At 72.3% G+C, this 24299-nt stretch carries 20 protein-coding genes and 1 tRNA gene; 5 read left to right on the forward strand and 16 right to left on the reverse strand.

All coding sequences use genetic code 11. The features are described 5' to 3' along the window. Window positions 1–42: 42 nt before the first annotated feature. From AB4880_RS13830 to AB4880_RS13880, 11 genes are all read right to left on the reverse strand, one after another. On the reverse strand, window positions 43–1209 hold the full coding sequence (locus tag AB4880_RS13830; RefSeq protein ID WP_367919795.1) for a glycosyltransferase family 4 protein: 1167 nt from the start codon (window positions 1207–1209) through the stop codon (window positions 43–45). Then, window positions 1202–1873: an L-threonylcarbamoyladenylate synthase gene (locus AB4880_RS13835; RefSeq protein WP_367919796.1), complete on the reverse strand. Its 672-nt coding sequence runs from the start codon at window positions 1871–1873 to the stop codon at window positions 1202–1204. Before AB4880_RS13835 ends, AB4880_RS13830 begins: the two co-directional genes overlap by 8 nt. A 28-nt stretch (window positions 1874–1901) precedes the next feature. Then, window positions 1902–2753, reverse strand: coding sequence for a peptide chain release factor N(5)-glutamine methyltransferase (prmC, locus tag AB4880_RS13840; RefSeq protein WP_367919797.1), 852 nt, complete (start codon window positions 2751–2753; stop codon window positions 1902–1904). A 1-nt stretch (window position 2754) separates the two neighbouring features. Then, window positions 2755–3828, reverse strand: coding sequence for a peptide chain release factor 1 (prfA, locus tag AB4880_RS13845; RefSeq protein WP_367919798.1), 1074 nt, complete (start codon window positions 3826–3828; stop codon window positions 2755–2757). Between the two features lie 164 nt (window positions 3829–3992). Continuing rightward, window positions 3993–4208, reverse strand: coding sequence for a 50S ribosomal protein L31 (rpmE, locus tag AB4880_RS13850; RefSeq protein WP_367919799.1), 216 nt, complete (start codon window positions 4206–4208; stop codon window positions 3993–3995). Window positions 4209–4389: 181 nt separating this feature from the next. Next, window positions 4390–6099 carry a transcription termination factor Rho gene (gene rho, locus AB4880_RS13855; RefSeq protein WP_367919989.1) on the reverse strand — a complete coding sequence of 570 codons (1710 nt, stop codon included), beginning with the start codon at window positions 6097–6099 and terminating at the stop codon, window positions 4390–4392. A gap of 330 nt (window positions 6100–6429) precedes the next feature. Further along, window positions 6430–7338: a homoserine kinase gene (gene thrB / locus AB4880_RS13860; RefSeq protein WP_367919800.1), complete on the reverse strand. Its 909-nt coding sequence runs from the start codon at window positions 7336–7338 to the stop codon at window positions 6430–6432. After that, window positions 7335–8405, reverse strand: a complete 1071-nt coding sequence (thrC, locus tag AB4880_RS13865) for a threonine synthase (protein WP_367919801.1) — start codon at window positions 8403–8405, stop codon at window positions 7335–7337. The genes thrB and thrC overlap by 4 nt, the downstream gene beginning before the upstream one ends. A gap of 2 nt (window positions 8406–8407) precedes the next feature. After that, window positions 8408–9712, reverse strand: coding sequence for a homoserine dehydrogenase (locus AB4880_RS13870; protein ID WP_367919802.1), 1305 nt, complete (start codon window positions 9710–9712; stop codon window positions 8408–8410). Window positions 9713–9805: 93 nt separating this feature from the next. Then, on the reverse strand, window positions 9806–11149 hold the full coding sequence (locus tag AB4880_RS13875) for an MFS transporter (protein ID WP_367919803.1): 1344 nt from the start codon (window positions 11147–11149) through the stop codon (window positions 9806–9808). Beyond that, entirely contained in the window at window positions 11146–12102 is a 957-nt protein-coding gene (locus AB4880_RS13880) for a zinc-binding dehydrogenase (RefSeq protein ID WP_367919804.1), read from the reverse strand. Before AB4880_RS13880 ends, AB4880_RS13875 begins: the two co-directional genes overlap by 4 nt. A 36-nt stretch (window positions 12103–12138) precedes the next feature. Here AB4880_RS13880 and soxR point away from each other — a divergent pair, with 36 nt between their 5' ends. Continuing rightward, on the forward strand, window positions 12139–12609 hold the full coding sequence (gene soxR / locus AB4880_RS13885) for a redox-sensitive transcriptional activator SoxR (protein ID WP_367919805.1): 471 nt from the start codon (window positions 12139–12141) through the stop codon (window positions 12607–12609). Between the two features lie 102 nt (window positions 12610–12711). Here soxR and lysA read toward each other — a convergent pair whose 3' ends face one another. Together lysA and argS are read right to left on the reverse strand one after the other, a co-directional pair. After that, entirely contained in the window at window positions 12712–14097 is a 1386-nt protein-coding gene (gene lysA, locus AB4880_RS13890) for a diaminopimelate decarboxylase (RefSeq protein ID WP_367919806.1), read from the reverse strand. Further along, complete coding sequence (gene argS / locus AB4880_RS13895; RefSeq protein WP_367919807.1) at window positions 14094–15761, reverse strand: arginine--tRNA ligase; 1668 nt, start codon at window positions 15759–15761, stop codon at window positions 14094–14096. Before argS ends, lysA begins: the two co-directional genes overlap by 4 nt. A gap of 84 nt (window positions 15762–15845) precedes the next feature. Here argS and AB4880_RS13900 point away from each other — a divergent pair. Further along, window positions 15846–15918 (forward strand) — tRNA-Arg (locus tag AB4880_RS13900). 108 nt (window positions 15919–16026) lie between these two features. Continuing rightward, window positions 16027–16503 carry a ribonuclease HI gene (rnhA, locus tag AB4880_RS13905; RefSeq protein ID WP_367919808.1) on the forward strand — a complete coding sequence of 159 codons (477 nt, stop codon included), beginning with the start codon at window positions 16027–16029 and terminating at the stop codon, window positions 16501–16503. On the opposite strand, the gene AB4880_RS13910 is transcribed toward rnhA, so the two are convergent. Both AB4880_RS13910 and AB4880_RS13915 read right to left on the reverse strand, forming a co-directional pair. After that, window positions 16490–17389, reverse strand: a complete 900-nt coding sequence (locus AB4880_RS13910; protein ID WP_367919809.1) for an LCP family protein — start codon at window positions 17387–17389, stop codon at window positions 16490–16492. The genes rnhA and AB4880_RS13910 overlap by 14 nt on opposite strands. Then, on the reverse strand, window positions 17389–17925 hold the full coding sequence (locus AB4880_RS13915) for a hypothetical protein (RefSeq protein WP_367919810.1): 537 nt from the start codon (window positions 17923–17925) through the stop codon (window positions 17389–17391). The genes AB4880_RS13910 and AB4880_RS13915 overlap by 1 nt, the downstream gene beginning before the upstream one ends. A gap of 325 nt (window positions 17926–18250) precedes the next feature. On the opposite strand from AB4880_RS13915, the gene AB4880_RS13920 reads away from it, so the two are divergent. Together AB4880_RS13920 and AB4880_RS13925 are read left to right on the forward strand one after the other, a co-directional pair. Beyond that, entirely contained in the window at window positions 18251–21907 is a 3657-nt protein-coding gene (locus AB4880_RS13920; protein WP_437440504.1) for a multifunctional oxoglutarate decarboxylase/oxoglutarate dehydrogenase thiamine pyrophosphate-binding subunit/dihydrolipoyllysine-residue succinyltransferase subunit, read from the forward strand. After that, on the forward strand, window positions 21907–22086 hold the full coding sequence (locus AB4880_RS13925; RefSeq protein ID WP_367919812.1) for a DUF6104 family protein: 180 nt from the start codon (window positions 21907–21909) through the stop codon (window positions 22084–22086). Before AB4880_RS13920 ends, AB4880_RS13925 begins: the two co-directional genes overlap by 1 nt. An 82-nt stretch (window positions 22087–22168) precedes the next feature. On the opposite strand, the gene AB4880_RS13930 is transcribed toward AB4880_RS13925, so the two are convergent. Further along, complete coding sequence (locus AB4880_RS13930; RefSeq protein ID WP_367919813.1) at window positions 22169–24274, reverse strand: MMPL family transporter; 2106 nt, start codon at window positions 24272–24274, stop codon at window positions 22169–22171. Window positions 24275–24299: the final 25 nt, after the last annotated feature.

Raw genomic sequence — 24299 nt, forward strand, 5'->3', positions numbered from 1 at the left:
CGGAGGGGTTCGCGAAGAGCCCTTCCGAGTTCGTGAAAGTTATCACAAGGTGCCGGTCGGACCCGAATCGGGAGCCGCCAACGGGGGCTCCGCGACCGCCGGATCGTTGACCCGCGGCAGCGCGAAGGTGAGGGCCATGGTCATCATCAGCCCGGCCGCGAGCACCGACCACACGATCGGTCCGGTGAACACCGAGGCGACGACGACGCCGAAGGCGATCATCCCCGCCCACAGCCACATGATGATGACCGCACGACGGTGGGAGTGGCCGATCTCGAGCAGCCGGTGGTGCAGGTGCTGCTTGTCGGGGGCGAACGGCGAGCGCCCGGCCCGGGTTCGCCGTACGACGGCCAGGACCAGGTCGCCGAGCGGCACGATCAGGATCATGATCGGCAGCGCCACCGGCAGCAGCACCGGCAGCAGGCTCGACCGGGCGCCGTCGGCGCCCTGGGTCAGGTCACCGGGCGCGAACTGGGTGGTCACCGTGATCGCGCTCGCCGAGAGCACCAGGCCGAGCAGCATCGACCCGCTGTCGCCCATGAACAGGCGCGCCGGATGGAAGTTGTGGACCAGGAAGCCGACGCACGCGCCGGCCAGCGCCGCGGCCAGCAGCGCCCCGGTGACCGCGCGGGTCACGTCGTTGAGATAGGCCAGCGAGTAGCAGAAGAGGAAGAGCGCCGAGGCGCTGATGCCGATGACGCCGGCGGCCAGGCCGTCGAGGCCGTCGATGAAGTTCACCGCGTTGACGGTGGTGACGACGATGAGCGCGGTGAGCAGCGCCCCCTGCGCGGTGTCGAGGGTCAGCACCTCGCCCTGCGCCTGGTAGAAGTAGCGGAACTGGATGCCGGAGTAGACCAGGAAGCCCACCGCGAGCACCTGCCCGCCGAACTTGGTCAGGGCGTCGAGGTCGATGATGTCGTCGACCACCCCGACCGCGCAGACCAGCGAGCCGGCGATGAGCACCGACAGGGCGTCGTTCGAGAACGGGTTCTGCGAGCCGAGGAAGGGCAGCTCGCGCGCCACCAGGTACGCCGCCCAGAGTCCGCCCAGCATGGCCAGTCCCCCGAGATAGGGCACCGGCTCGGCGTGGACGTCGCGGTCGCGGACCTTGGCCACCGCCCCGGTCCGCACCGCGATCTCCCGCGCGACCACCGTCAGCAGGTAGGTGACGATCGCCGCGACGAGGAAGACGACGACGTACTCACGCATCGGTCGGCTCGGTCTCCACGGTCAGCTCGAGATCGGCGAGGACGGCGTCGAGGTCGGCCACCGCGATCGCCCCCAGGCGCAGCAGCCGGGGCCGCTCGCCGGTCGCGTCGATGATGGTCGAGGCCACGCCCCCAGGCGACGTGCCGCCGTCGATGACGACGGCGACCGACTCCCCCAGCATCTCCTCGGCGGCATCGGCGTCGAGCGCCGGCGGCCGGCCGGAGAGGTTGGCGGAGCTCACGGCCAGCGGGCCGGTGCGGTCGAGCAGCGCGCGGGCCAGGTCGTCGTCGGGCATCCGTACGGCGACCGTGCCGCGCGTCTCACCGAGGTCCCACTGCAGCGACGGCTGTTGGTGGCACACGACGGTCAGCGCGCCCGGCCAGAACGCCTCGACCAGCGGGGCGACGTAGGCGGGCACCCGCGTCGCGAGCGCGTCGAGCGTGCCCTTGGTGCCGACGAGCACCGGCGGTGGCATCTCCCGCCCGCGGCCCTTGGCGGCCAGCAGCCGGGCGACGGCATCGGGGTCGAAGGCGTCGGCGCCGACGCCGTAGACGGTGTCGGTGGGGAGGACGACGAGGCGTCCGCGGCGTACGGCGCGACTGGCCGCGTCGATCGCCGCCTCGCGCTCCTCGTCGGTCTGGGTCGGGAACCGCTCGGCACTCACGCTCTCCATCCTCCCATCGGGGTCGTCGTCACCGCGGGCGGCGTGCCGTCAGGTAGCGCGGGCGGTCGGCGAGGTCGCGGTGGTCGCGGACCTCCTCCCAGTGTCCGCTGCCGCTGAAGACGGCCGGCGCGGCCTCGCCCTGGACGTCGGCGTGCTCGACGCCGACCACTCCCCCGGGCTTGAGCAGGACGACGCCGCGCCGCGCGATCACACGGATCGCGTCGAGCCCGTCGTCGCCCGAGAACAGGGCCAGGTGGGGGTCGTGGTCGCGCGCCTCGACGGCGACCGACTCCCACGCCTCCAGCGGCACGTACGGCGGGTTGCTGACCAGGACGTCGACCTGCCCGGCCAGGTCGTCGAACGCGGTGGCCAGGCCGCCCAGGCGCAGCTCGACGCCGGTGCCGGCCAGGTTGCGCTCGGCCCAGGCGTGCGCCGGCGGGTCGAGCTCGACCGCGTGGACCCGCGCCTGCGGCACCTCGTCGGCGATGCTCTTCGCGATCACGCCAGAGCCGGTGCACAGGTCGACCACGACCGGGGTCTCCCCCACCGCGACGACGGCGCGGGCGTGCTCGATCGCCCAGCCGGCGAGCAGCTCGGTCTCCGGCCGCGGCACGAAGACGCCGGGGCCGACGGCCACCTCGACGTGGCGGAACCACGCGACGCCGAGCAGGTGCTGCAGCGGCTCGCGGGCAGCGCGGCGGGCGAGCAGCTCGTCGTACCGGGTGGCGTGGGCGGTGTCGACCTCGGTGACGAGGAAGAGCTGGCCGCGGGTGGTGCCGAGGACGTGGGCGAGCAGCTCGCCCGCGTCGTGCTCGGGGCTCGCGACACCGGCTGCCCCGAGCCGGTCGGCCGCCTCGCGGAGCAGCTGCTTCGGCGCCATCTCAGTCCTCGAGCGCGGCCAGCCGGGCGGCCATGTCGGTCTCGACGCAGGAGTCGAGCACCGGCTGGAGGTCGCCGTCGAGCACCTGGTCGAGGTTGTAGGACTTGTAGCCGGTGCGGTGGTCGGAGATCCGGTTCTCCGGGAAGTTGTAGGTGCGGATCCGCTCGGAGCGGTCGACCGTGCGGACCTGGCTGCGCCGGGCGTCGCTCGCCTCGGCGTCGGCCGCCTCCTGCGCCGCCTGCAGCAGCCGGGCGCGCAGGATGCGCATCGCCTGCTCCTTGTTCTGCAGCTGCGACTTCTCGTTCTGGCAGCTGACCACGATGCCGGTCGGCAGGTGCGTGATCCGGACCGCCGAGTCGGTCGTGTTGACGCTCTGGCCGCCGGGGCCCGACGAGCGGAAGACGTCGATGCGCAGGTCGTTGTCGTTGATCTCGACGTCGACCTGCTCGGCCTCGGGCATCACCAGGACGCCGGCGGCGCTGGTGTGGATGCGCCCCTGCGACTCGGTCACCGGCACCCGCTGCACGCGGTGCACGCCACCCTCGAACTTCAGCAGCGCGTACGGCGTCTGCCCGGGCTCGGCGCTGCCGGTGTTCTTGACCGCCACGGTGACGGACTTGTAGCCGCCCAGGTCGGACTCGGTGGCGTCGAGGATCTCGGTCTTCCAGCCGCGGCGCTCGGCGTAGCGGCTGTACATCCGCAGCAGGTCGCCCGCGAAGAGCGCGCTCTCCTCGCCGCCCTCACCGGACTTCACCTCGAGCAGGATGTCCTTGTCGTCGGCCGGGTCGCGCGGGACCAGCAGCCGGCGCAGTCGCTCGGCCGCCTCTTCGCGCTGGCCGAGCAGGACCTCGACCTCCTCGGCGAAGGTGGGATCGTCGGCCGCGAGCTCCCGCGCGGCCTCGGCGTCGTCGCCGTACTGCTGCCACTCGCGCCAGGCGGCGATGATCGCGTTGAGCTCGGCGTAGCGGCGGTTGAGCGTGCGCGCCAGCCGGGCGTCGGCGTGGGTCTCGGGCAGCGCGAGCCTCGTCTCGAGCTCGGCGTGCTCGGCGAGCATGCCCTCGACGGCTTCGAACACCTTGGCTCCTCGGTTGGTGCAGGAATCCCCGCTTCAGCGGGGATTCCTGCACTTCCTGACGGTTGCAACGGGCAGGAAGCGCAAGAACCCGTCAGGAAGTGGGGACGAAAATGGCGAACGCCGGTCGCCCGCCCTGGGGCGGGACGACCGGCGCGGTCAGCCGGCTACTTCTTGCCGACGTTGGCGTAGCGCGCCTCGAAGCGGGCGACGCGACCGCCGGTGTCGAGGATCTTCTGCTTGCCGGTGTAGAACGGGTGGCACTGCGAGCACACGTCGGCGTGGATCTGGCCGGACGTCGCGGTGCTGCGGGTGGTGAACGACGCACCGCAGGTGCAGGTGACCTGGGTGACGACGTAGTCGGGGTGGATGTCCTTCTTCATGGTGTCCTCTCACAGGGGTCCGGGTCGTCACGCGGGTTACGGACGTGAACCGGAGCCAACAGATGATTGTACGGCGGTGCCGGGCGGCGCCCAAACCGGCGGGTCGGGGTGCCGAGTGCGGGGCTGACGTCCTTCGTTTCGTGGGCTCTCACCCACGCAGCGAGTGACGTTACGGCGATCTTCAGCCCCGCTGCACCTGCATCAAGAACTCATAGTTCGTCTTGGTATTCCGCAGCCGGCGCAGCAGCGCCTCGTGAGCCTCGACACGGTCGCCGTCGGCGAGCTCGCGACGCAGCTTCCAGACGATCTCGAGCTCCTCCTTGCCGAGCAGCAGCTCCTCGCGGCGGGTGCCGGAGGCGACCACGTCGATGGCCGGGAAGAGCCGCTTCTCGGCGAGGTCGGAGCGCAGCCGCAGCTCGAGGTTCTCGGTGCCGCGCAGCTCCTCGAAGATCACCTCGTCGACGCGCGAGCCGGAGTCGACGACCGCGGTGGCGAGGATGGTCAGCGAGCCGCCGTTCTCGATCTTGCGGGCGGCGCCGAAGAACCGCTTGGGCGGGAAGAGAGCCGAGGCGTCGACGCCGCCGGACAGGATCCGGCCGGACGCCGGGGCCGCCAGGTTGTAGGCGCGGCCGAGGCGGGTCAGCCCGTCGAGCAGGACGACGACGTCGTGGCCCAGCTCGACCAGGCGCTTGGCGCGCTCGACGGCGAGCTCGGCGAGCGTGGTGTGGTCGGCCGCGGGGCGGTCGAACGTGCTCGCGATGACCTCGCCCTTGATCGAGCGCTCGAAGTCGGTGACCTCTTCGGGCCGCTCGTCGACGAGGACGACCATCAGGTGGCACTCGGGGTTGTTGGTCGTGATCGCGGCGGCGACCTGCTGGAGCAGGGTCGTCTTGCCGGCGCGGGCCGGCGACACGATGAGACCGCGCTGGCCCTTGCCGACGGGCGCGGCCAGGTCGATCAGCCGGCCGACCAGGTTGTCGGACGTCGTCTCGAGGCGCAGCCGCTCGGTCGGCGAGACCGGCGTGAGCTCGGTGAACTCGACCCGGTTCTTCGCCTGCTCCGGGTCGACGCCGTTGACGGTGTCGATGCGGACCATCGGGTTGAACTTCTCGCGGCGCTCGCCGTCGCGCGGCTGGCGCACCTGGCCGGTGATCGAGTCGCCGCGGCGCAGGCCGTAGCGGCGGACCATCGACAGCGACAGGTAGACGTCGTCCGGGCCGGCGAGATAGCCGCTGGTGCGCACGAAGGCGTAGTTGTCGAGGACGTCGAGGATGCCGGCGGCCGGCACCAGGACGTCGTCCTCGCGGACCTCGGTGTCGGGCTCGCGGCCGGCCGCGGTGCGGGTGGTGCGGTCGCGGTCGCGGCCCCGGCGGCGCCGGTTGCGGCGGCTGCCGCCCTCGCCGCCCTCGCCGTCGTCACCATCGACGTCGTCGGTGTGGGACGCCGGCGCGGCCGCGGCGGCGGCCTTGGGCTGCTCCTGCTGCGGCTGCTGCTTCTTCGGCTGCTGGGCGTTCTGCTGCTGGGCGTTCTGCTGCTGCTTGCCCTGCTGCTGCTTGGCGGGCTGCTGCTTCGGCTGCTGCTGCTCTGCCTTGGGGGCCGCCTCGGCCTTCGGCGCCTGCGCGGCCTTCGGCTGCTCGGGCTCCGCCTTCGAGACGCGCTCGGCCCGACGGGCCTGCTCGACCTTGGGCGCCTGCACCGCCGGGGGCGCCTGGTCGGCCTTAGGGGCGGGCTCGGCCTTCGGCGCGGCTGCCTTGGGCGCCTTGGGCGCCTTGGGCGCGCCGCCACCGGCCTGGGCGGCCTTGATCGCGTCGACGAGCGCGGCCTTCTTCATGCTGCCGGCGCCGCGGATGCCCATGCCGGTCGCCATCGCCTTGAGGTCGGCGAGGAGCATGCCGTTGAGACCACCGGCGGCGCGCTTCTTCGGGGCGGCCGCCTTCTTCGCGGCGGCCGCGGGCTTGTCCGCGGCACCGTCGAAGAGGTCGCCCTGCGGCGCGGTGGAGTCGGGAGTTTCGGTCACGTGAGTCCTTCCCACGTATCTCGCGCGCTCCGGGCCCGAGTCGAGGGGCGCGGCACTGCGCACTGGTTGAGTCCTGCGAAGACCCGTCCGGTCACCCGGGAGGCGAGTCTGAAAGAAGGGCGGGCCGAGCCCGCCGGGCGCCGAGAACCACGGCGCTGCGTCAATGTACCACCACGGTGCCGAACATCACGGCGAACCGCCGGGTCAGGCCGAGACGGCTCCGGTGTCGCTCACCGCGAGCGCGAGGCCGCCCCATCCCTGCGGACAGCGGGCGAGCAGCGCCTCGGTGGCGGCGGAGTCGGGTCCGTCGGCGAACGCGAGGACGGTCGGGCCGGCGCCGGAGATCACCGCCGGGACGCCGTCGGCGCGCAGCGCCTCGACCAGGGCCAGGCTCTCCGGCATCGCCGAGCGGCGGTAGGACTGGTGCAGCCGGTCCTCGGTGGCGCGGAGCAGCTCCTCGGGGCGGCCGGAGAGCGCGGCGACGAGGAGCGCCGTACGGCCGGCGTTGGCGGCGGCGTCGGCGTGCGGGACCTCGGCGGGCAGCAGGCCGCGGGCGGCCTCGGTCGAGACCGGGGACGACGGCACGAAGACGACCGCGCTGATCCGCGGGTCGACGCCGGCCGGGACCGCCCAGAACGAGCCGTCGGCGTCCTGGCCGGAGATCACGAAGCCGCCGAGCAGCGCCGGTGCGACATTGTCGGGGTGGCCCTCGAGCTGCGCGGCCAGGTCGAGCAGCGCGGCCTCGTCGAGCAGCAGTCGGCCGCCCGCGACGAGCTCGCGCGCCAACCAGACGCCGGCCACGATCGCCGCGGACGACGAGCCGAGGCCGCGGGCGTGCGGGATCACGTTCTTGCAGGTCAGCCGCAGGCCGGTGGGCTGCTTGCCGAGGCGGTCGAAGGTCGCGCGCATGGCCCGGACGACGAGGTGCCGCTCGTCGAGCGGGACCTGGCCGGCGCCGTAGCCGCTGACCTCGACGAGCAGGCCGTCGGCGATGACCTCCGCCTCGAGCTCGTCACGCAGGTCGAGCGCGAGGCCGAGGGTGTCGAAGCCGGGGCCGAGGTTGGCGGACGTCGCGGGGACGCGGACCCGGACCGGGCCGTCGACGAAGGTCACAGACCCGCAGCCTGCGCCGCGGCGTCGACGTCGGCGTCGACGACGACGTCGGGGAGCAGCAGGCCGTCGAGCGCCGTCGCGATGTCCTTGAGGCCGTGGCCGGTGACGGTGATCGCGACGGTGGCGCCGGCGTAGGACTCCCCCGCCTCGAGCTCGGCGAGCAGGCCGGCGACACCGGCCGCGGAGGCCGGCTCGACGAAGACGCCGTCGTTGGCGGCGAGCGCCTTCTGCGCGGCCAGGATCTGGGCGTCGGAGACGGCGGCGAACCGGCCGCCGGACTCGCCACGGGCCGCCTCGGCGAGCTTCCAGGAGGCGGGGTTGCCGATCCGGATCGCGGTCGCCGCGGTCTCGGGCTCGGGGAACGGCTCGCCGGTCACCAGCGGCGCCGCGCCCTCGGCCTGGAAGCCGCGCATGACGGGCCGCTTGGTCGCCCGACCCGCGGCGGCGTACTGCGTGTAGCCGAGCCAGTAGGCCGAGATGTTGCCGGCGTTGCCGACCGGCAGCAGGTGGAAGTCGGGCGCGTCGCCGAGGAAGTCGACGATCTCGAAGGCGGCGGTCTTCTGACCCTCGAGGCGGTGCGGGTTGACCGAGTTGACCAGCGCGACGGGGTACTTCTCCGCCATCTCGCGCGCCATCCGCAGACAGTCGTCGAAGTTGCCGCGCACCTGGATCACCTGCGAGCCGTGCAGCACGGCCTGGGCCATCTTGCCGGCCGAGATCTTGCCCTCGGGCACGAGCACGATCGGGGTGACGCCGGCCTTGGCGGCGTAGGCGGCCATCGACGCCGAGGTGTTGCCGGTCGACGCGCACACGACGGCCTTGGCACCCTCGTGGACGGCGACCGAGAGCGCCGTGGTCATGCCGCGGTCCTTGAACGAGCCGGTCGGGTTGTTGCCCTCGACCTTGAGCCACACCTGGGCCCCGGTCAGGCTCGAGAGCCACGCGGAGTGGACGAGGGGCGTGCCGCCCTCACGCAGGGTGACGGCGGGGGTGCCGGCGGGGATGTCGAGGAGCTCGCGGTACTCCTCGATGACGCCGCGCCACTGACCGTTGGTGGTGTTGCTCATGCTCACTCTTCGGTTCCCTCGACGCGCATCACCGAGGTGACCTCGCGCACGATGTCCATGTCACGCAGGTGGTCGACGGTCGCGGCCAGCGCCGCGTCCGTGGCCTCGTGCGAGACGACGACGAGCTGGGCGTCGTCGCCCCGGCCCTCCTGGCGAACGGTCTGGATGGAGACGCCGTGCTCGGCGAAGGCGAGCGCCACCGCCGCGAGCACGCCCGCCTTGTCGTCGACGTCGATGGCGACGTGGTAGCGGGTGCGGGTCTCGCCCATCGGCAGCACCGCGCGGTCGGCGTAGGCCGACTCGCCGACGCCGCGCGTGCCCTGACGGTGGTTGCGGGCCACCGTGACGAGGTCGCCGAGGACGGCGCTCGCGGTCGGCGAGCCACCCGCGCCGGGACCGTAGAACATGAGCTGGCCGGCGGCCTCGGACTCGACGAAGACCGCGTTGTAGGCCTCGCGGACGCTCGCCAGCGGGTGGGAGCGCGGGATCATCGCCGGGTGGACGCGGACGCTGACCGCCTCCTCGTCGCCGTCGCCCTTGCGCAGCTCGGCGATCGCGAGCAGCTTGACGACGCTGTTCATCTCACGCGCGGAGCGGACGTCGCCGGCGCTCACGTCGACGATGCCCTCGCGGTGGACGTCGGCCGCGGTCACCCGCGAGTGGAACGCCAGGCTGGCCAGGATCGCGGCCTTGGCCGCGGCGTCGAAGCCCTCGACGTCGGCGGTCGGGTCGGCCTCGGCGTAGCCGAGTGCCTGCGCCTCCTCGAGCGCATCGGCGAAGCCGGCGCCCGAGGTGTCCATCTTGTCGAGGATGAAGTTGGTGGTGCCGTTGACGATGCCGAGCACGCGGGTGACCTTGTCGCCGGCGAGCGACTCGCGCAGCGGCCGCAGGATCGGGATCGCGCCCGCGACGGCGGCCTCGTAGTAGAGGTCGCGGCCGGCCTTCTCGGCGGCCTGGAACAGCGTCGGGCCGTCCTCGGCGAGCAGCGCCTTGTTGGCGGTGACCACCGAGGCGCCGTTCTCGAGCGCGGACAGGATGAGCGTCCGGGCCGGCTCGATGCCGCCGATCACCTCGATCACGACGTCGACGTCCTCGCGGGCGACGAGCGCCGCGGCGTCGGTGGTGAGCAGATCGGCCGGGACGTCGACCTCGCGCGGCGCGTCGAGACGTCGTACGGCGACGCCGACCAGCTCCACACGAGCCCCGACCCGGGCCGCCAGGTCGTCGGCCTGCTCGCCGAGGAGCCGCACCACCTGCGACCCGACGGAACCGCAGCCGAGCACGGCAACCTTGAGAGGACTGTTCACGAGGCAAGGGTATCGGCGGAGGCGATCCGTCCGGCCACCCGCTGCGAATGGCGGACACCTTGCGGCTCTCTCACGGCCCGGGTCACGCTCGGGTCAGGCCCGCAGACGTGACGCCGGCACCAGCGCGAGCGCCCCGACGACGGCCGCCGCGACGACCAGTCCGGTGGCCGCGGCGACCGGGGCGGTGTCCGCGAAACCGGCGAAGACGACACTGCCGAGCGCCACGCCCGCGCTGTTGGTGAGGTAGTCGTTGAGCTGGAGCGCGGACGACGCCCGCCCCTCCTCGCCGGGCGCGGCGGTCGCGAGCGCGAGCACCGACAGCGTCGAGAACGCCATGCCGATCCCGAAGCCGGCCATCCCCCACCCGACGATCGGTACGGCGAGCGGCACTCCGGGCACCGCGACCGTCGCGAAGGTTCCGATCCCGACGGCGACGAGCGCGGCGCCGAGGCGGACGCGACCCGGCGGGTCCGCCAGCCGTCGCCAGCGGGCGGACAGCACGGCGCCCGACGACCAGGTGAGCGCGCCGACGGTGAGCACCCAGCCCGCCTCGGTCAGGGTGAGGCCGCGGTCGAGCGTGAGCAGGAGCGGGATGTAGATCTCGGCGGCCGCGAACGCCGTACCGACGCCGGCGCGGGCGCCGAGGACGGCGGGCAGTCCGGGGCGCAGCGACCAGGCGCCCGGCGGCAGCAGCCGGGCGCCGCCGAGGCCGATCGCGACCACGCCGACGATCGCCACCAGGGGCCAGGCCGGGACGGCGCGCTGGCCGGCGACGCTGACCAGGAGCACTCCCCCGGCGGCGAGGAAGGACAGCCGCATCCGCCCGGGTCGGCGCTCGGTCGCGCCTCCCGCCCGCGACGGCGCGTCGGCGACGAGCAGCCAGGCCGCGACCGCGAAGACCGGGACGCCGAGGAAGACCCAGCGCCAGCCGAACGCGTCGGCGACGTGCGCGGCGATCACCGGCCCGACCAGCGCCGGCAGCACCCACCCCATGGTCAGGACGGCGAACACCTGCGGCCGCAGCCGCTCCGGGTAGGCCTGCGCGATGAGGACGTAGAGCGCGACGCCGAGGACGCCACCGCCGAACCCGTGGACGAGGCGGCCGAGGAGGAACAGTGGCATCGTCGGCGCCAGACCCGCGAGCACCACGCCGCCGCAGAAGAGCACGAGGCCACGGCGCATCGCCGGACCGGGGCCGAGGCGGTCGACCTGAGCGCCCGCGACGGCCACCGCGACGACCGAGGCGGCGAGCGGAGCGGCGAAGGCGACGGCGTACCAGCGCAGGCCGTCGAGGGCGGCCGCGACGTCCGGCATCACGGTCGCAACCGCGAGCGCCTCGAAGGCGAAGAGGAAGGCCAACGCGAAGACGCCGACGGTGGTCCGGCCATGCCGCCCCCGCCACGGCGAGTCGACTGTGGCCTCCGCGTACGCCGTCACCGGGCGGGCCGGTCGACGAGCAGGACCACCTTGCCGACGGTCGCGCCGGCCTCGAGCGCCCGGTGCGCGGCGGCCGCCTCGGCGAGCGGGAACACCGCGCCGACGTACGGGACGCGGGAGCCGTCGGTCGCCGCCGCCAGCGCGTCGGCCTCGAACTCCGCGAGCCGGCTCATGATCGGCGGGCCGAGGACGTCGACGACCCGCCGCTGTGGGTCGTCGTAGGCGTTCTGGACGCCGGACGCCCAGCCGTACCGGACCAGCCGGCCGCCGGGCGCGAGCCGGTCGTAGAGCGCCTGCCCGACCTCGCCGCCCACGCCGTCGAGGACGACGTCGAGCTCGCCGACCTGGGCCGGCCAGGCCGGGTCGTGGCGGTCGAGGGCCGGGTCGGCGCCGTACTTGGTGGCGACGGCGAGCTTGTCCGGACCGCCCGCCACCCCGAGCGCCGAGGCGCCGGCGTTGCGGACTCCCTGGAGCAGCAGCACGCCGAGGCCGCCGGCCGCGGAGGTGACCGCGACCCGCTCCTCGGCGGCGATGCCGGCGAGGTCGAGGATCCCGGCGGCCGTCCGGCCGGTGCCGATCGCGGCGACCGCGGTCGGCTCGTCCAGGCCGTCGGGCAGGACGTGCGCGCGGGCGGCGTCGACGACGGCCTGGTCGGCGTACCCACCGCCGGCGAAGCCGAGGTGCGCGACCACCCGTCGTCCCAGCCAGCTGGGGTCGACGTCGGCGCCGACCCGGTCGACGACGCCGGCGACCTCGCGCCCCGGGACGACCGGAAGCTCCGGCGGCTCCCCGGCGCCGAACGACTCGCCGGACCGGATCGACGTGTCGAGCAGGTGCACCCCCGCCGCGTGGACGGCGACGCGCAGCTGCCCGGGCGCGGGCAGGAGGTCGGGGAGCTCCTCGATTCGGAGCAGGTCGGCGGGCCCGAAGGCATGGTGGCGGATCGCGTGCATGACGGCATTCGACAACCTCAACTATGGTTGAGGTCAATGAGCGAGATCAACCGCAGCCTGCGGAGCCACGACCTGACGCCCGGCGAGGTGGCGCACCGATCCGGCGTGGCCGTGTCGGCCCTGCACTTCTACGAGCGCGAGGGCCTGATCGCGAGCATCCGCACCGCCGGCAACCAGCGCCGCTACCACCGCGACGTCCTGCGCAGGGTGGCGTTCATCCGGGTCTCACAGGGGGTCGGCGTCTCCCTCGCCGACATCCGCGCCGCCCTCGCCACCCTTCCCGAGGGCCGCACCCCCACCAAGGCCGACTGGGCCCGTCTCTCGCGCTCGTGGCGCGGCGCCCTCGACGAGCGGATCGCCCGCCTGGAGCGGCTGCGCGACACGCTTGACGACTGCATCGGCTGCGGCTGCCTGTCACTGAAGTCGTGCAACCTGGCCAACCCGGGCGACGTCCTCGAGCAGTACGGCGACGGGCCGGTGCGGCTGGTTGGCGGGCGGGGCATGTAACTCGGTGTTCGGTGACCTACCACGGTGCTGTGACATGTCACAGCACCGTGGTAGATCACCGAACACCGAGTTACAAGCGCGCTCTGACGCCGAGCCCACCGTTCAGCCGATATCGGTGGCGAGCAGGTCCTCGACGGTCTCGCGCCGCACGATCACCCGCGCCGCGCCGTCCTTGACCGCGACGACCGGCGGGCGGAGGGCGTGGTTGTAGTTGGATGCCATCGACCGGCCGTAGGCGCCCGTGCCGGGCACCGCGACCAGGTCGCCGGGGGCGATGTCGCCGGGCAGGAACTCGTCCTTGACGACGATGTCGCCGGACTCGCAGTGCTTGCCGACGACGCGCGCCAGCACCGGCGCGGCGGCGGAGGCGCGCGAGGCGAGGGTGCACGAGTAGTCGGCGTCATAGAGGGCGGTGCGGATGTTGTCGCTCATCCCGCCGTCGACGGAGACGTAGGTGCGGCTGGCACCGCCGTCGAGGGCGACCTGCTTGACCGTGCCGACGGTGTAGACGGTGCACATCGCGGGGCCGACGATGGCGCGGCCGGGCTCGATCGACAGGTGCGGGACGGGGATGCCGAGGGCGGCACACTCCCCCGTGACGATCTTGGTGATCTGCTCGGCCAGGACGGCGGGGTCGGCCGGGTCGTCCTGAGTCGTGTAGGCGATGCCGAAGCCGCCGCCGAGGTCGAGCTCGGGCAGCACCCGGCCGAGCTCGGCGCCGATCCGGGCGTGCAGGGCGAGCACCCGGCGGGCGGCGACCTCCCAGCCGGAGGTGTCGAAGATCTGCGAGCCGATGTGGCTGTGCAGGCCGCGCAGCTCGAGGCTGTCGTGCGCGACGACCCGCGAGGCCGCGTCGAAGGCGTCGCCCGACGAGATGGAGAAGCCGAACTTCTGGTCCTCGTGGGCGGTCGCGATGAACTCGTGGGTGTGCGCCTCGACGCCCGCGGTCACCCGCACCATCACGCCCTGGCGTACGCCGAGCTGGCGCGCGACGTCGGCGACCCGCTCGATCTCGTGGAAGGAGTCGACGATGATCCGGCCGACTCCGGCGTCGACGGCACGACGCAGCTCCATCGCGGTCTTGTTGTTGCCGTGGTAGCCGATGCGCGCCGGGGCGGTGCCGGCGCGCAGCGCGACCGTCAGCTCGCCGTCGCTGCACACGTCGAGGCAGAGCCCCTCCTCGGCCACCCACCGGGCGACGGCGGTGCAGAGGAACGCCTTGCCGGCGTAGTAGACGTCGTAGCCGGCGAAGCCGTCGCGGAACGCCCGCGCCCGGGACCGGAAGTCGTCCTCGTCGAGGACGTACGCCGGCGTGTTGACGTCGGCGACCAGGTCGGGGATCGCGAGGCCCCCGACCTGCAGTACGCCGTCGTCCTTGCGGGCCGACGACGACCACAGGGCCGGGATCAGCGCGTTGACGTCGGCAGGCTCGCGCAGCCAGACGGGCGACGTACCGGTGAAGCCGCCCGGGGAGACGTGCGCGCTCACATGCGCTCCGGAGCGGAGACGCCGAGCAGGTCGAGACCGTTGGCGATCACGGTCTGCGTCGCCACGACGAGGACCATCCGCGCCAGGTTGGCCGGGCCGACGGGCTCGTCGCCCTGCGGGAGCATCCGGCACTCCTTGGTGTCGTACCACTTGTTGAACACCGACGCGGTGTCCTCGAGGTAGCGCGCGATCCGGTGCGGCTCGCGCAGCTCGGCGGCGCTCGCGACCACCCGCGGGAACTCGGCCAGCGCCCGCAGCAGCTCTCCGTCGCGCTCGTGGGAGAGCAGCGCCGGGTCGAAGTCGTCGGGCAGGCTCATGCCGAGGTCGGCGGCGTTGGCGAGCATCCGGCAGGTGCGCGCGTGGGCGTACTGGACGTAGTAGACCGGGTTGTCGTTGGACGCCTTGGTGATCTCGGCGACGTCGAGCGTCAGCGGCGAGTCGGCCGGGTAGCGCGCCAGCGAGTAGCGCAGCGCGTCGACGCCGATCTCCTCGGCCAGCTCGTTGAGCGTGACGATCGTGCCGGCCCGCTTGGACAGCTTGAGCTCGGCGCCGTCCTGCATGATCTTGACCAGCTGGCCGATGAGCACCTCGAGCGTCTGCTCCGGGTCGTCGCCCGCGCAGGCCGCCATCGCGCGCAGCCGCCCGACGTAGCCGTGGTGGTCGGCGCCGAGCAGGTAGATGCAGCGGTCGAACCCGCGGGCCCGCTTGTTGAGGTAATACGCAGTGTCGGAGGCGAAGTAGGTCAGCTCGCCGTCGGACTTGATGAGGACGCGGTCCTTGTCGTCGCCGTAGTCGGTGGTGCGCATCCACAGCGCGCCGTCCTGCTCGAAGACGTGGCCGAGCTCCTTGAGCTTGGCGAGCGTCTCGGGCACCGAGCCCGACTCGTGCAGCGACAGCTCGGAGAACCACACGTCGAAGTGGGTGTTGAAGGTGTCGAGCTGGTCCTGCTGCTCCTTGAGCTGCAGCTCGTAGCCCTTCGCCCGTACGGCGGCCAGCCGCTCGTCGCCCTCGAGCTCGAAGATGCCCGGGCTCGCGGCGTCGACGGCCTTGGCCAGGTCCTCGATGTAGGCGCCGGCGTAGCCGTCGTCGGGCTTGGGCTGCCCCAGCGCCGCGGCGATGATCGAGTTGGCGAAGTTGTTCATCTGCACGCCGCGGTCGTTGATGTAGAACTCGCGCGTCACCTCGGCGCCCGCCGCCGCCAGCACCCGCGCGATCGCGTCGCCGAGCACCGCCCACCGGGTGTGCCCCAGGTGGAGCGGCCCGGTCGGGTTGGCGGAGATGAACTCGACGTTGATGTGCTGCCCGTCGAGCGTGTCGGTGTGGCCGTACGCCGCGCCGGCGGCGACGATCTCGGCCGCCACCTTGCCCTGCGCGCCCGCCTCGACGGTGATGTTGAGGAAGCCGGGGCCGGCGAGCTCGACGTCAGCGATGCCGTCGGCCTCCCGCAGCTGGGCGGCGAGCTGCTCGCCGAGCGCCCGCGGGTTGGTGCCGGCTTTCTTGGCGAGCTGCAGCGCGACATTGGTCGCGTAGTCGCCGTGGCCCTTCTGCCGGGGTCGCTCCACCGTCACCTCGCTCGGAACCCCGTCGGGCAGGGTCAGCGAACCCTGGTCGACGAGGTTCTGGAGGGCGTCGACGATGGTGGTGGAGAGCTGGGCCGGAGTCACGCGCCCAGCGTATCGAGGGCCACCGGTTTCTCTTGCACGGATATGGACCGGTAAGGTTCCGGAGCACGCCTCGGTGAGGCGTATGCCTCCGTAGCTCAGGGGATAGAGCACTGGTTTCCGGTACCAGGTGTCGCAGGTTCGAATCCTGCCGGAGGCGCCCTTTCATTTTTGCGCTCCCGCGGGTCGTCCCACCCGGCAGACAGGTCGCCTTTCGCGGGACGACCCGACCGAAATGCCGGGTACGACGGGCATCTACGCTTCGTCCGTGCCGACCGACCCCGCCTCCCGCGTCACCATCCACACCGACGGCGCCTGCCTCGGCAACCCCGGTCCGGGCGGCTGGGGCGCCGTGCTGCGGTACGGCGAGCACACCCTCGAGCTCTACGGGGGCGAGCCCGCCACCACGAACAACCGGATGGAGCTGATGGCCGCCATCCAGGCGCTCGAGAAGCTCACCCGGCACTCGGAGGTCGACCTCCACACCGACAGCAGCTACGTCCGCAACGGGATCATGTCGTGGGTCGCGAAGTGGAAGTCCAACGGCTGGCGGACGGCGGCGAAGGCGCCGATCAAGAACGACGACCTGTGGCGCCGGCTCGATCTCGCGGCGGCGGAGCACGACGTGACCTGGCACTGGGTGAAGGGGCACAACGGCGACCCCGGCAACGAGCGGGCCGACGCGCTCGCCGGTCAGGGCGCCCGCGAGGCACGCGACGGGGGCCCGGCGCTCAGCAACGCTTGATCGTCGCGTCGTGCCGCGCGTCGGCGCCGTAGCGACGGGCCAGGGCGACGTTCGGCAGGACGACGCTCGCGCCGTTGATATTGCCGATCCCGCCCTGGACGACGCAGGTCGAGATCCTGCGCTGGTCGACCTGCGCGATCGCCTGGGCGATCCGGAACAGCTCCGTGGGCGACACCCCCTGCGTCTTCAGGTGGGCGAGCACGCTGAGGACGCCGCCCTCGATCCAGCCGGGGCGGTCGGCGTTCGCGGCGATCTTGCGCTGGATGCCGCGGATCACGCGCTGCTGGTTGGCCGAGCGGTCGAAGTCGCCGCGCGGCAGTGACTTGCGCACCCGCGCGAACTCGACGGCCCGCATGCCGTTGATCCGGATCCTCCCCGCCTTCCAGCCGCGCGGGTTGAGGTGCGCGTCGGAGAAGGCTCGCGGGTTGTCGACGGTGATCCCGCCGATGCTGCTGATCAGCCGGGCCAGGCCGCTGAACGTGGCGAGCATGACGTAGTCGGGCTGGACACCGAGCAGGTTGCCGACGGTCCGGCCGAGCAGCTTGGGGCCGCCGAAGAAGAGCGAGGCGTTGACCCGGTTCGAGCCGTGGCCGGGGATGGGCACCCAGCTGTCGCGCGGGATGCCGATCGCGGTCGCGGCGCCGGTACGGGTGTCGATGCCGACCATCTGCAACGCGTCGCCGCGGCTGTGGAGCGGGTCCTCCCCGGGGCGCGTGTCGGCGCCGACGGCGAGGATCCAGACCACGTCGGGGTCGACGTCGACTCCCCGCGCGCGGTCGAGCTTGACCAGGGTGAACTCGGTCGGCGCCGGCGTGCTGTCCGGTACGACGAGCGCCGTCACGGCGAGCACCAGCCCGAGAACGAGAACACGTGCCACCTTGCGCATCACGACGCGCCTCCCTTCCCCCGCCGGACGTCGAACCCGAAGACCGTCCAGCCCTGCTTCGTCGGGGTCAGCAGCAGCCGGCCGGTGACCAGGTCGGTGCGGGTCGTCTTTCCCGCCAGCCGCATCTCGATCCAGACCCGCGCGGTCGCGCCCCTCGCCCGCCGTCCGACGCTGAGGACGTCGACCAGCACCTTGCGGCGGGTCAGCTCGACGCCGGTCAGGCCCGCGCCGACCTCGGCGTTGGTCATCACCGTGGACTGCTTCACCGCGAGCCGCCGGGCCTGCGGCGTGAACGCGCCGAAGCCGGCCTTGAAGTCGGTGCGCGGGTAGTCGCCGCCGTACGCGGCGTCGATCCAGGCGTCGACCACCTTGGTGACGCCGGTCAGGACGGCGTCCGACTTCGCGCGCCCGAGCGGACCCCGCACGCGCCCCAGCGCGGCGTTGGTGACGACGGTCTCGCTGGCGTTGCCTCCGTCACTCGACGGGGCGCTCCGCGGCCGCTTGTCCGAGCCGCCCGAGCACCCGCTCACGACCATGCCGAGCACGATCAAGAGCGCGGTCAGGCAGACCGCCCAGCCCCTTCGATCCGGTCGTCTCCACACGTCTGAGACCCCCCTCCGTCGGACCCCCGGTACCCGACCGGGATGTCTGATACGCAACACCCTGCCCCAAAGGGTGACCGAGGGTCGGTATTTGCCTTGGCATGGGACTAGCCTTGCTGCCGACAGCGCCCGCTATCGGCGGCGGGTCGGATCAAGCTCATCGGAAGAGGCGAAGCACGTCGTGACGCAGTCGTCAGACCAGTCCACCGGATCTCCCGTTCCTGCGGACTTCGGAGCCAACGAGTGGCTCGTGGAGGAGATGAAGGAGCGGTTCGAGGCCGACCCGGGCAGTGTCGATCCTGCCTGGGCCGCGTTCTTCAGGGGCAATGGCGCCCCGGCCAACGGCACGACGGCCGCGACCGCCGCCCCGGTCGCCACGGCTCCGGCCCCGGCCGCCGCCCCGGCATCAGCTCCGGCCGCCGCCGCGGCGGCCGCGCCGGCGCCCGCGCCCACCCCGAAGGCGACGCCCGCCCCGCAGGTCAGCCCGGCCTCCACCACCACGCCGATGCCCCCCAAGGCCGACGCCCCCAAGCCGACCCCCAAGGACGCGCCCCGTCCCGCCCCGGTGACGGCCAGCGACGAGCCCACGCTGACCGTGCTGCGCGGCATCCCCGCGGCCACGGCCAAGAACATGGACATCTCGCTGTCGGTCCCGACCGCGACCTCGGTCCGCAACATCCCGGTCAAGCTGCTCTGGGACAACCGGATCGTCATCAACAGCCACCTCAAGCGCGCCCGCGGCGGCAAGGTGTCCTTCACCCACCTGATCGGCTACGCGATCGTCAAGGCGATCAAGGCGCAGCCCTCGATGAACAACACCTTCGCCGAGATCGACGGCAAGCCCACCATGGTGACGCCGGCGCACATCAACCTCGGCCTGGCTATCGACCAGCAGAAGCCCGACGGCTCCCGCCAGCTGGTCGCGCCGAGCATCAAGGCGTGCGAGTCCATGGACTTCGCGCAGTTCTGGACGGCGTACGAGGACATCGTGCGCAAGGCCAAGGACAACAAGCTGACCATGGAGGACTACTCCGGTACGACGGTCAGCCTCACCAACGTCGGCGGCCTCGGCACCAACAACTCGGTGCCGCGCCTGATGCAGGGCCAGGCCGCCATCATCGGCGTCGGCTCGATGGACTACCCGCCCGAGTTCCAGGGCGCGTCCGAGGAGACCATCGCGCGCAACGCGATCTCTCGGATCATGACGATGACCTCGACCTACGACCACCGCGTCATCCAGGGCGCGCAGTCGGGCGAGTTCCTCGGCCAGGTGCACCGCTACCTGCTCGGCGAGGACGGCTTCTACGACGAGATCTTCCGTGCGCTGCGCATCCCGTACGAGCCGATCCGGTGGAACAACGACATCGCGACGTCCCACGACGACGAGATCGACAAGCAGGCGCGCATCCTCGAGCTGATCCACGCCTACCGCGTGCGCGGCCACCTGATGGCCGACACCGACCCGCTCGAGTACAAGCAGCGCAGCCACCCCGACCTGCGCATCGAGTCGCACGGCCTGACCCTGTGGGACCTCGACCGCGAGTTCCCCACCGGCTCCTTCGGCGGCGGCGACCGGCGCTTCATGAAGCTGCGCCACATCCTCGGCATCCTGCGCGACTCCTACTGCCGCACCACCGGCATCGAGTACATGCACATCATGGATCCCGAGCAGCGCCGCTGGATCCAGGAGCGCGTCGAGCAGCCGCACAGCAAGCCGCCCCGCGAGGAGCAGCTGCGGATCCTGCTCAAGCTCAACCAGGCCGAGGCCTTCGAGACCTTCCTGCAGACCAAGTTCGTCGGCCAGAAGCGGTTCTCGCTCGAGGGTGGCGAGACGACCGTCCCCGTCGTCGACGAGATCGCGGAGGCCGCCGCCCAGGCCGGCCTCGACGAGGTCGCCATCGGCATGGCCCACCGCGGCCGCCTCAACGTGCTCGCGAATATCGTCGGCAAGTCCTACAACCAGATCTTCCGCGAGTTCGAGGGCAATATCGACCCGCGCACGGTCCAGGGCTCGGGCGACGTGAAGTACCACCTCGGCGCCGAGGGCGCCTTCGTGGCCGGCACCGGCGAGACCATCAAGGTCTCGGTCGCCGCGAACCCGTCGCACCTCGAGACCGTCGACCCGGTCCTCGAGGGCATCGCCCGCGCCAAGCAGGACGTGCTCAACCAGGGCGAGAAGTTCCCGGTGCTGCCGCTGCTCCTGCACGGTGACGCCGCCTTCGCCGGCCAGGGCGTGGTCGCCGAGACGCTCAACCTCTCCCAGCTGCGCGGCTACCGCACCGGCGGCACCATCCACCTGGTCATCAACAACCAGGTCGGCTTCACCACCTCGCCCGGCTCGTCGCGCTCGACCCTCTACGCGACCGACGTCGCGCGGATGGTGCAGGCGCCGATCTTCCACGTCAACGGCGACGACCCCGAGGCGTGCATCCGCGTGGCCCGGCTGGCCTTCGAGTACCGCCAGACCTTCCACAGTGACGTCGTCATCGACCTGGTCTGCTACCGCCGTCGCGGTCACAACGAGGGCGACGACCCGTCGTACACGCAGCCGCTGATGTACGACCTGATCGAGCAGAAGCGCTCGGTGCGCAAGCTCTACACCGAGTCGCTCATCGGTCGTGGCGACATCACGATCGAGGAGGCCGAGCAGGTCCTGCGCGACTACCAGCAGCAGCTGGAGCGGGTCTTCACCGAGGTGCGCGAGGCGTCGTCCGCGCCCAAGGAGTGGACCACCGTCCCCGACTACCCGGACAAGCCCGCGGGCGAGACCCAGACCGCGGTGCCGGTCGAGGTCCTCAAGCGGATCGCCGACGCCTACGTCACCCCGCCCGACGGCTTCACCGTCCACCCGAAGGTGATGCCGCAGCTGCAGCGTCGCGCCGCGGCGATCGCCGACGGCCCGATCGACTGGGGCACCGGCGAGATCCTCGCCTTCGGCTCGCTGCTGATGGACGGCCGCCCGGTGCGCCTGGCCGGCCAGGACTCGCGCCGCGGCACCTTCGTGCAGCGCTTCGCGACGATCATCGACCGGGTCAACGCCGACGAGTGGACGCCGCTGGCCAACCTCACCGAGGACCAGGCGAAGTTCTTCGTCTACGACAGCCTCCTGTCCGAGTACGCCGCGCTCGGCTTCGAGTACGGCTACTCGGTGGCCCGCCCCGAGGCGCTCGTCCTCTGGGAGGCGCAGTTCGGCGACTTCGTCAACGGCGCCCAGTCGGTCATCGACGAGTACATCTCCGCCGGCAAGACCAAGTGGGGCCAGGACTCCGGCGTGGTGCTCCTGCTCCCCCACGGCTACGAGGGCCAGGGCGCCGACCACTCCTCGGCGCGCATCGAGCGGTTCCTCACGCTGTGCGCCGACGAGGCCATGGTCGTCGCGCAGCCGTCCACCCCGGCGTCGTACTTCCACCTGCTGCGGCGGCACTCGCTGGGCGGCGAGCACAAGCCGCTCATCGTCTTCACCCCGAAGTCGATGCTCAAGCGCAAGGAGGCGGCGTCGCTGCCGTCCGACTTCACCAGCGGCGAGTTCCGCCCGGTGATCGCCGACGCCACGGTCGACCCGAGCAAGGTCTCCACCGTGCTGCTGGTCTCCGGCCGGCTCACCTGGGACCTCGTCGTCGAGCGCACCAAGAGCAACCGCGACGACGTCGCGATCCTGCGCGTCGAGCAGCTCTACCCGTGGCCCGTCGAGGCGCTCCAGGCCGAGCTCGCGAAGTACCCGAACGCCAAGGTCAAGTGGGTCCAGGACGAGCCCTTCAACCAGGGCCCGTGGCCGTCGTACCACCTCAACGTGGTGCCGGCGCTGGGCCGCGAGGTCGAGCCGATCACCCGCACCGCCTCGTCGACCACGGCGGTCGGCACGGTCAAGCGGCACGCGGCCGAGCAGGCCGAGCTGATCGAGCGCGCGTTCAGCTGATGTACTTCACCGACCGCGGGATCGAGGAGCTCGAGCAGCGCCGGGGTGACGAGGAGGTCACCCTGGCCTGGCTCGGCGAGCGGCTGCAGGAGTTCGTCGACGTGCACCCAGAGTTCGAGACGCCGATCGAGCGCTTCGCGACCTGGCTCGCCCGGCTCGACGACCCGGACGACGACTGAGTCGCAAACCTGTCGCGCTGACGTCATTCGTCCTGTGGGCTCTCACCCGCAGAACGAATGACGTTGCGGCATTTTCGGGGACTCAGACCGGCACAGCCTCGGAGAGCCCGACCCGGCGGTGCAGCGTCCGCAGCGGACGCGGCGCCCACCAGGCCCGCTCCCCCAGCAGCCGGACGCCGGCGGGGAGCAGCACTCCGCGGATCAGGGTGGCGTCGATGAGGATCGCGAGCCCTGTGCCGAGCCCGAAGAACTGGATGAAGCTCACCGAGCTGACCAGGAAGGCGAAGAAGCTGATCGCGATCAGCGCGGCGGCGGTGCTGACGATCCGGCCGGTGTGGGCCAGGCCGTGGACCAGCGCCTGCTCGTTGCTCATCCCCTGGTCGCGCATCTCCTTGATCCGGCCCATCACGAACACCTCGTAGTCCATCGACAGGCCGAAGGCGACGCAGAACAGCAGCACCAGCATCGAGCTGTCCATCGGCTGCGGCGTGAACCCGAGCAGCCCGGACAGATGGCCGTCCTCGAACACCCACACCATCGCGCCCAGCGTCGCGGCCAGGCCGACCGCGTTGAGCAGCAGCGCCCGGATCGGCTGGATCACGCTGCCGGTGAACAGGAACAGGATCACCAGCGTCGACAGCACCAGCCAGCCCGCCACGATCGGCAGCCGGCTGCCGATCCCCGACATCTGGTCGTGCAGCGCGGCGGAGGCACCGCCGACGAGGGCCTGCGTCCCGTCCGGAGCCGGTACGGCGCGCACGTCCTCGACCAGCTGACGCGCCTGCGACGAGCGCGGGTCGAGGCTGGTGACGACGGCGAGCAGGTCGGCGTCGCGACCGCGCCTGGTCTCGACCCGGACCACGTGGGGCAGCCCGCCCAGCCGCTCGGCGTAGTCAGCCAGCGCCCGGTCGCCGAGCGCGGAGGTGGTCACCACCTCGATCGGGTGGGTGCCGTCGCCGGCGAACTCCGAGCGCAGCGCGTCCCCGGCCTGCCGGCTCGAGGCGCTCGTCGGCAGGACGCGGTCGTCGGGCGTGCCGAGGTTGATGCCGGCGAGCGGCACGGCCAGCACGACCAGGCCGGCCAGGACCGGCAGCGCGCTCAGCACCGGGCGCCGTACGACGAAGCGCGCGAGCCGCGCCCAGGTCGGCGCCTCCTCGCCCCGGATGCCCCGCACCCGCGGCACGCGCCAGGCGTCGATCCGGTCGCCGAGCAGGGACAGCCCGGCCGGCAGCAGCACGACGGCGCTGAAGGCCGTGATCAGCATGACGCCGATGCCGGCGTAGGCGAACGAGCGCAGGAAGTACATCGGGAACACCAGCAGCGACGCGAGCGCCACGGCCACGGTCGTCGCGCTGAACACGATGGTGCGGCCGGCGGTCTCGACCGCCCGTCGTACGGCGGCCTGGTGGTCGCGCCGCGCGGCCCGCTCCTCGCGCACCCGGGCGACCATGAGCAGCCCGTAGTCGACCGCGAGCCCGAGCCCGAGGCCGGTGGTGAGGTTGACCGAGTAGATCGAGACGTCGGTCGCCGAGCCGAGCAGCGAGAGCTCGGCGAAGGTGCCGAGGATCGCGACCAGCCCGATGCCGAGGGTGACGAGCGCACCGACGACATTGCCGAACGCGAGCACGAGCAGCACCAGGATGAGTGGGATCGCGATGCTCTCGGCGAGCCCGAGGTCCTTGCCGATCTGGCTGCCGATCTCCTCGCCGACGACCTCGGAGCCGCCGACCTGGACGTCGATTGCGCCGTCCTTGCCGGCGTAGCGGTCGAGGACAGCGCCCGGATCGGCCTCCGTGCCCGGCTTGATCGACGCGGTGACCAGCGCGAGCGCGCCGTCGGTCGAGCGCAGCGGCGGCGCCTGCGTGTCGAAGTACGACGTGACGCCGGCGAGGTCGCCGTCGCGGCGCAGCCGCTCGGTGAGCACCTTGCCGGCGGCGGTCGCGGCCGGGCTGTCGACGGAGCCGTCGGCGGGACGGACCACGAAGACGTAGTCGGCGGTGCCCTCGAAGCGGTCCGCGAGCAGGGCCGCGGCGCGGCTGCTGTCGGAGCCGGGGTCGTCGAAGCCCTGGGTCTGCAGCTTGGCGAAGGCACCGATGCCGACGTAGGCGCCGAGGACCACGACGAGGACGCCGAGCCCGAGCACCCAGCGCGAGCGGGTGGTGACCAGCACACCGATCCTGCGGAACATGCCTGCCTCCTCGAGGCGATGGAGA

The organism is Nocardioides ginsengisoli (genome assembly GCF_039537225.1).
In the GTDB taxonomy this organism is placed as follows: Bacteria; Actinomycetota; Actinomycetes; order Propionibacteriales; family Nocardioidaceae; genus Nocardioides; species Nocardioides ginsengisoli.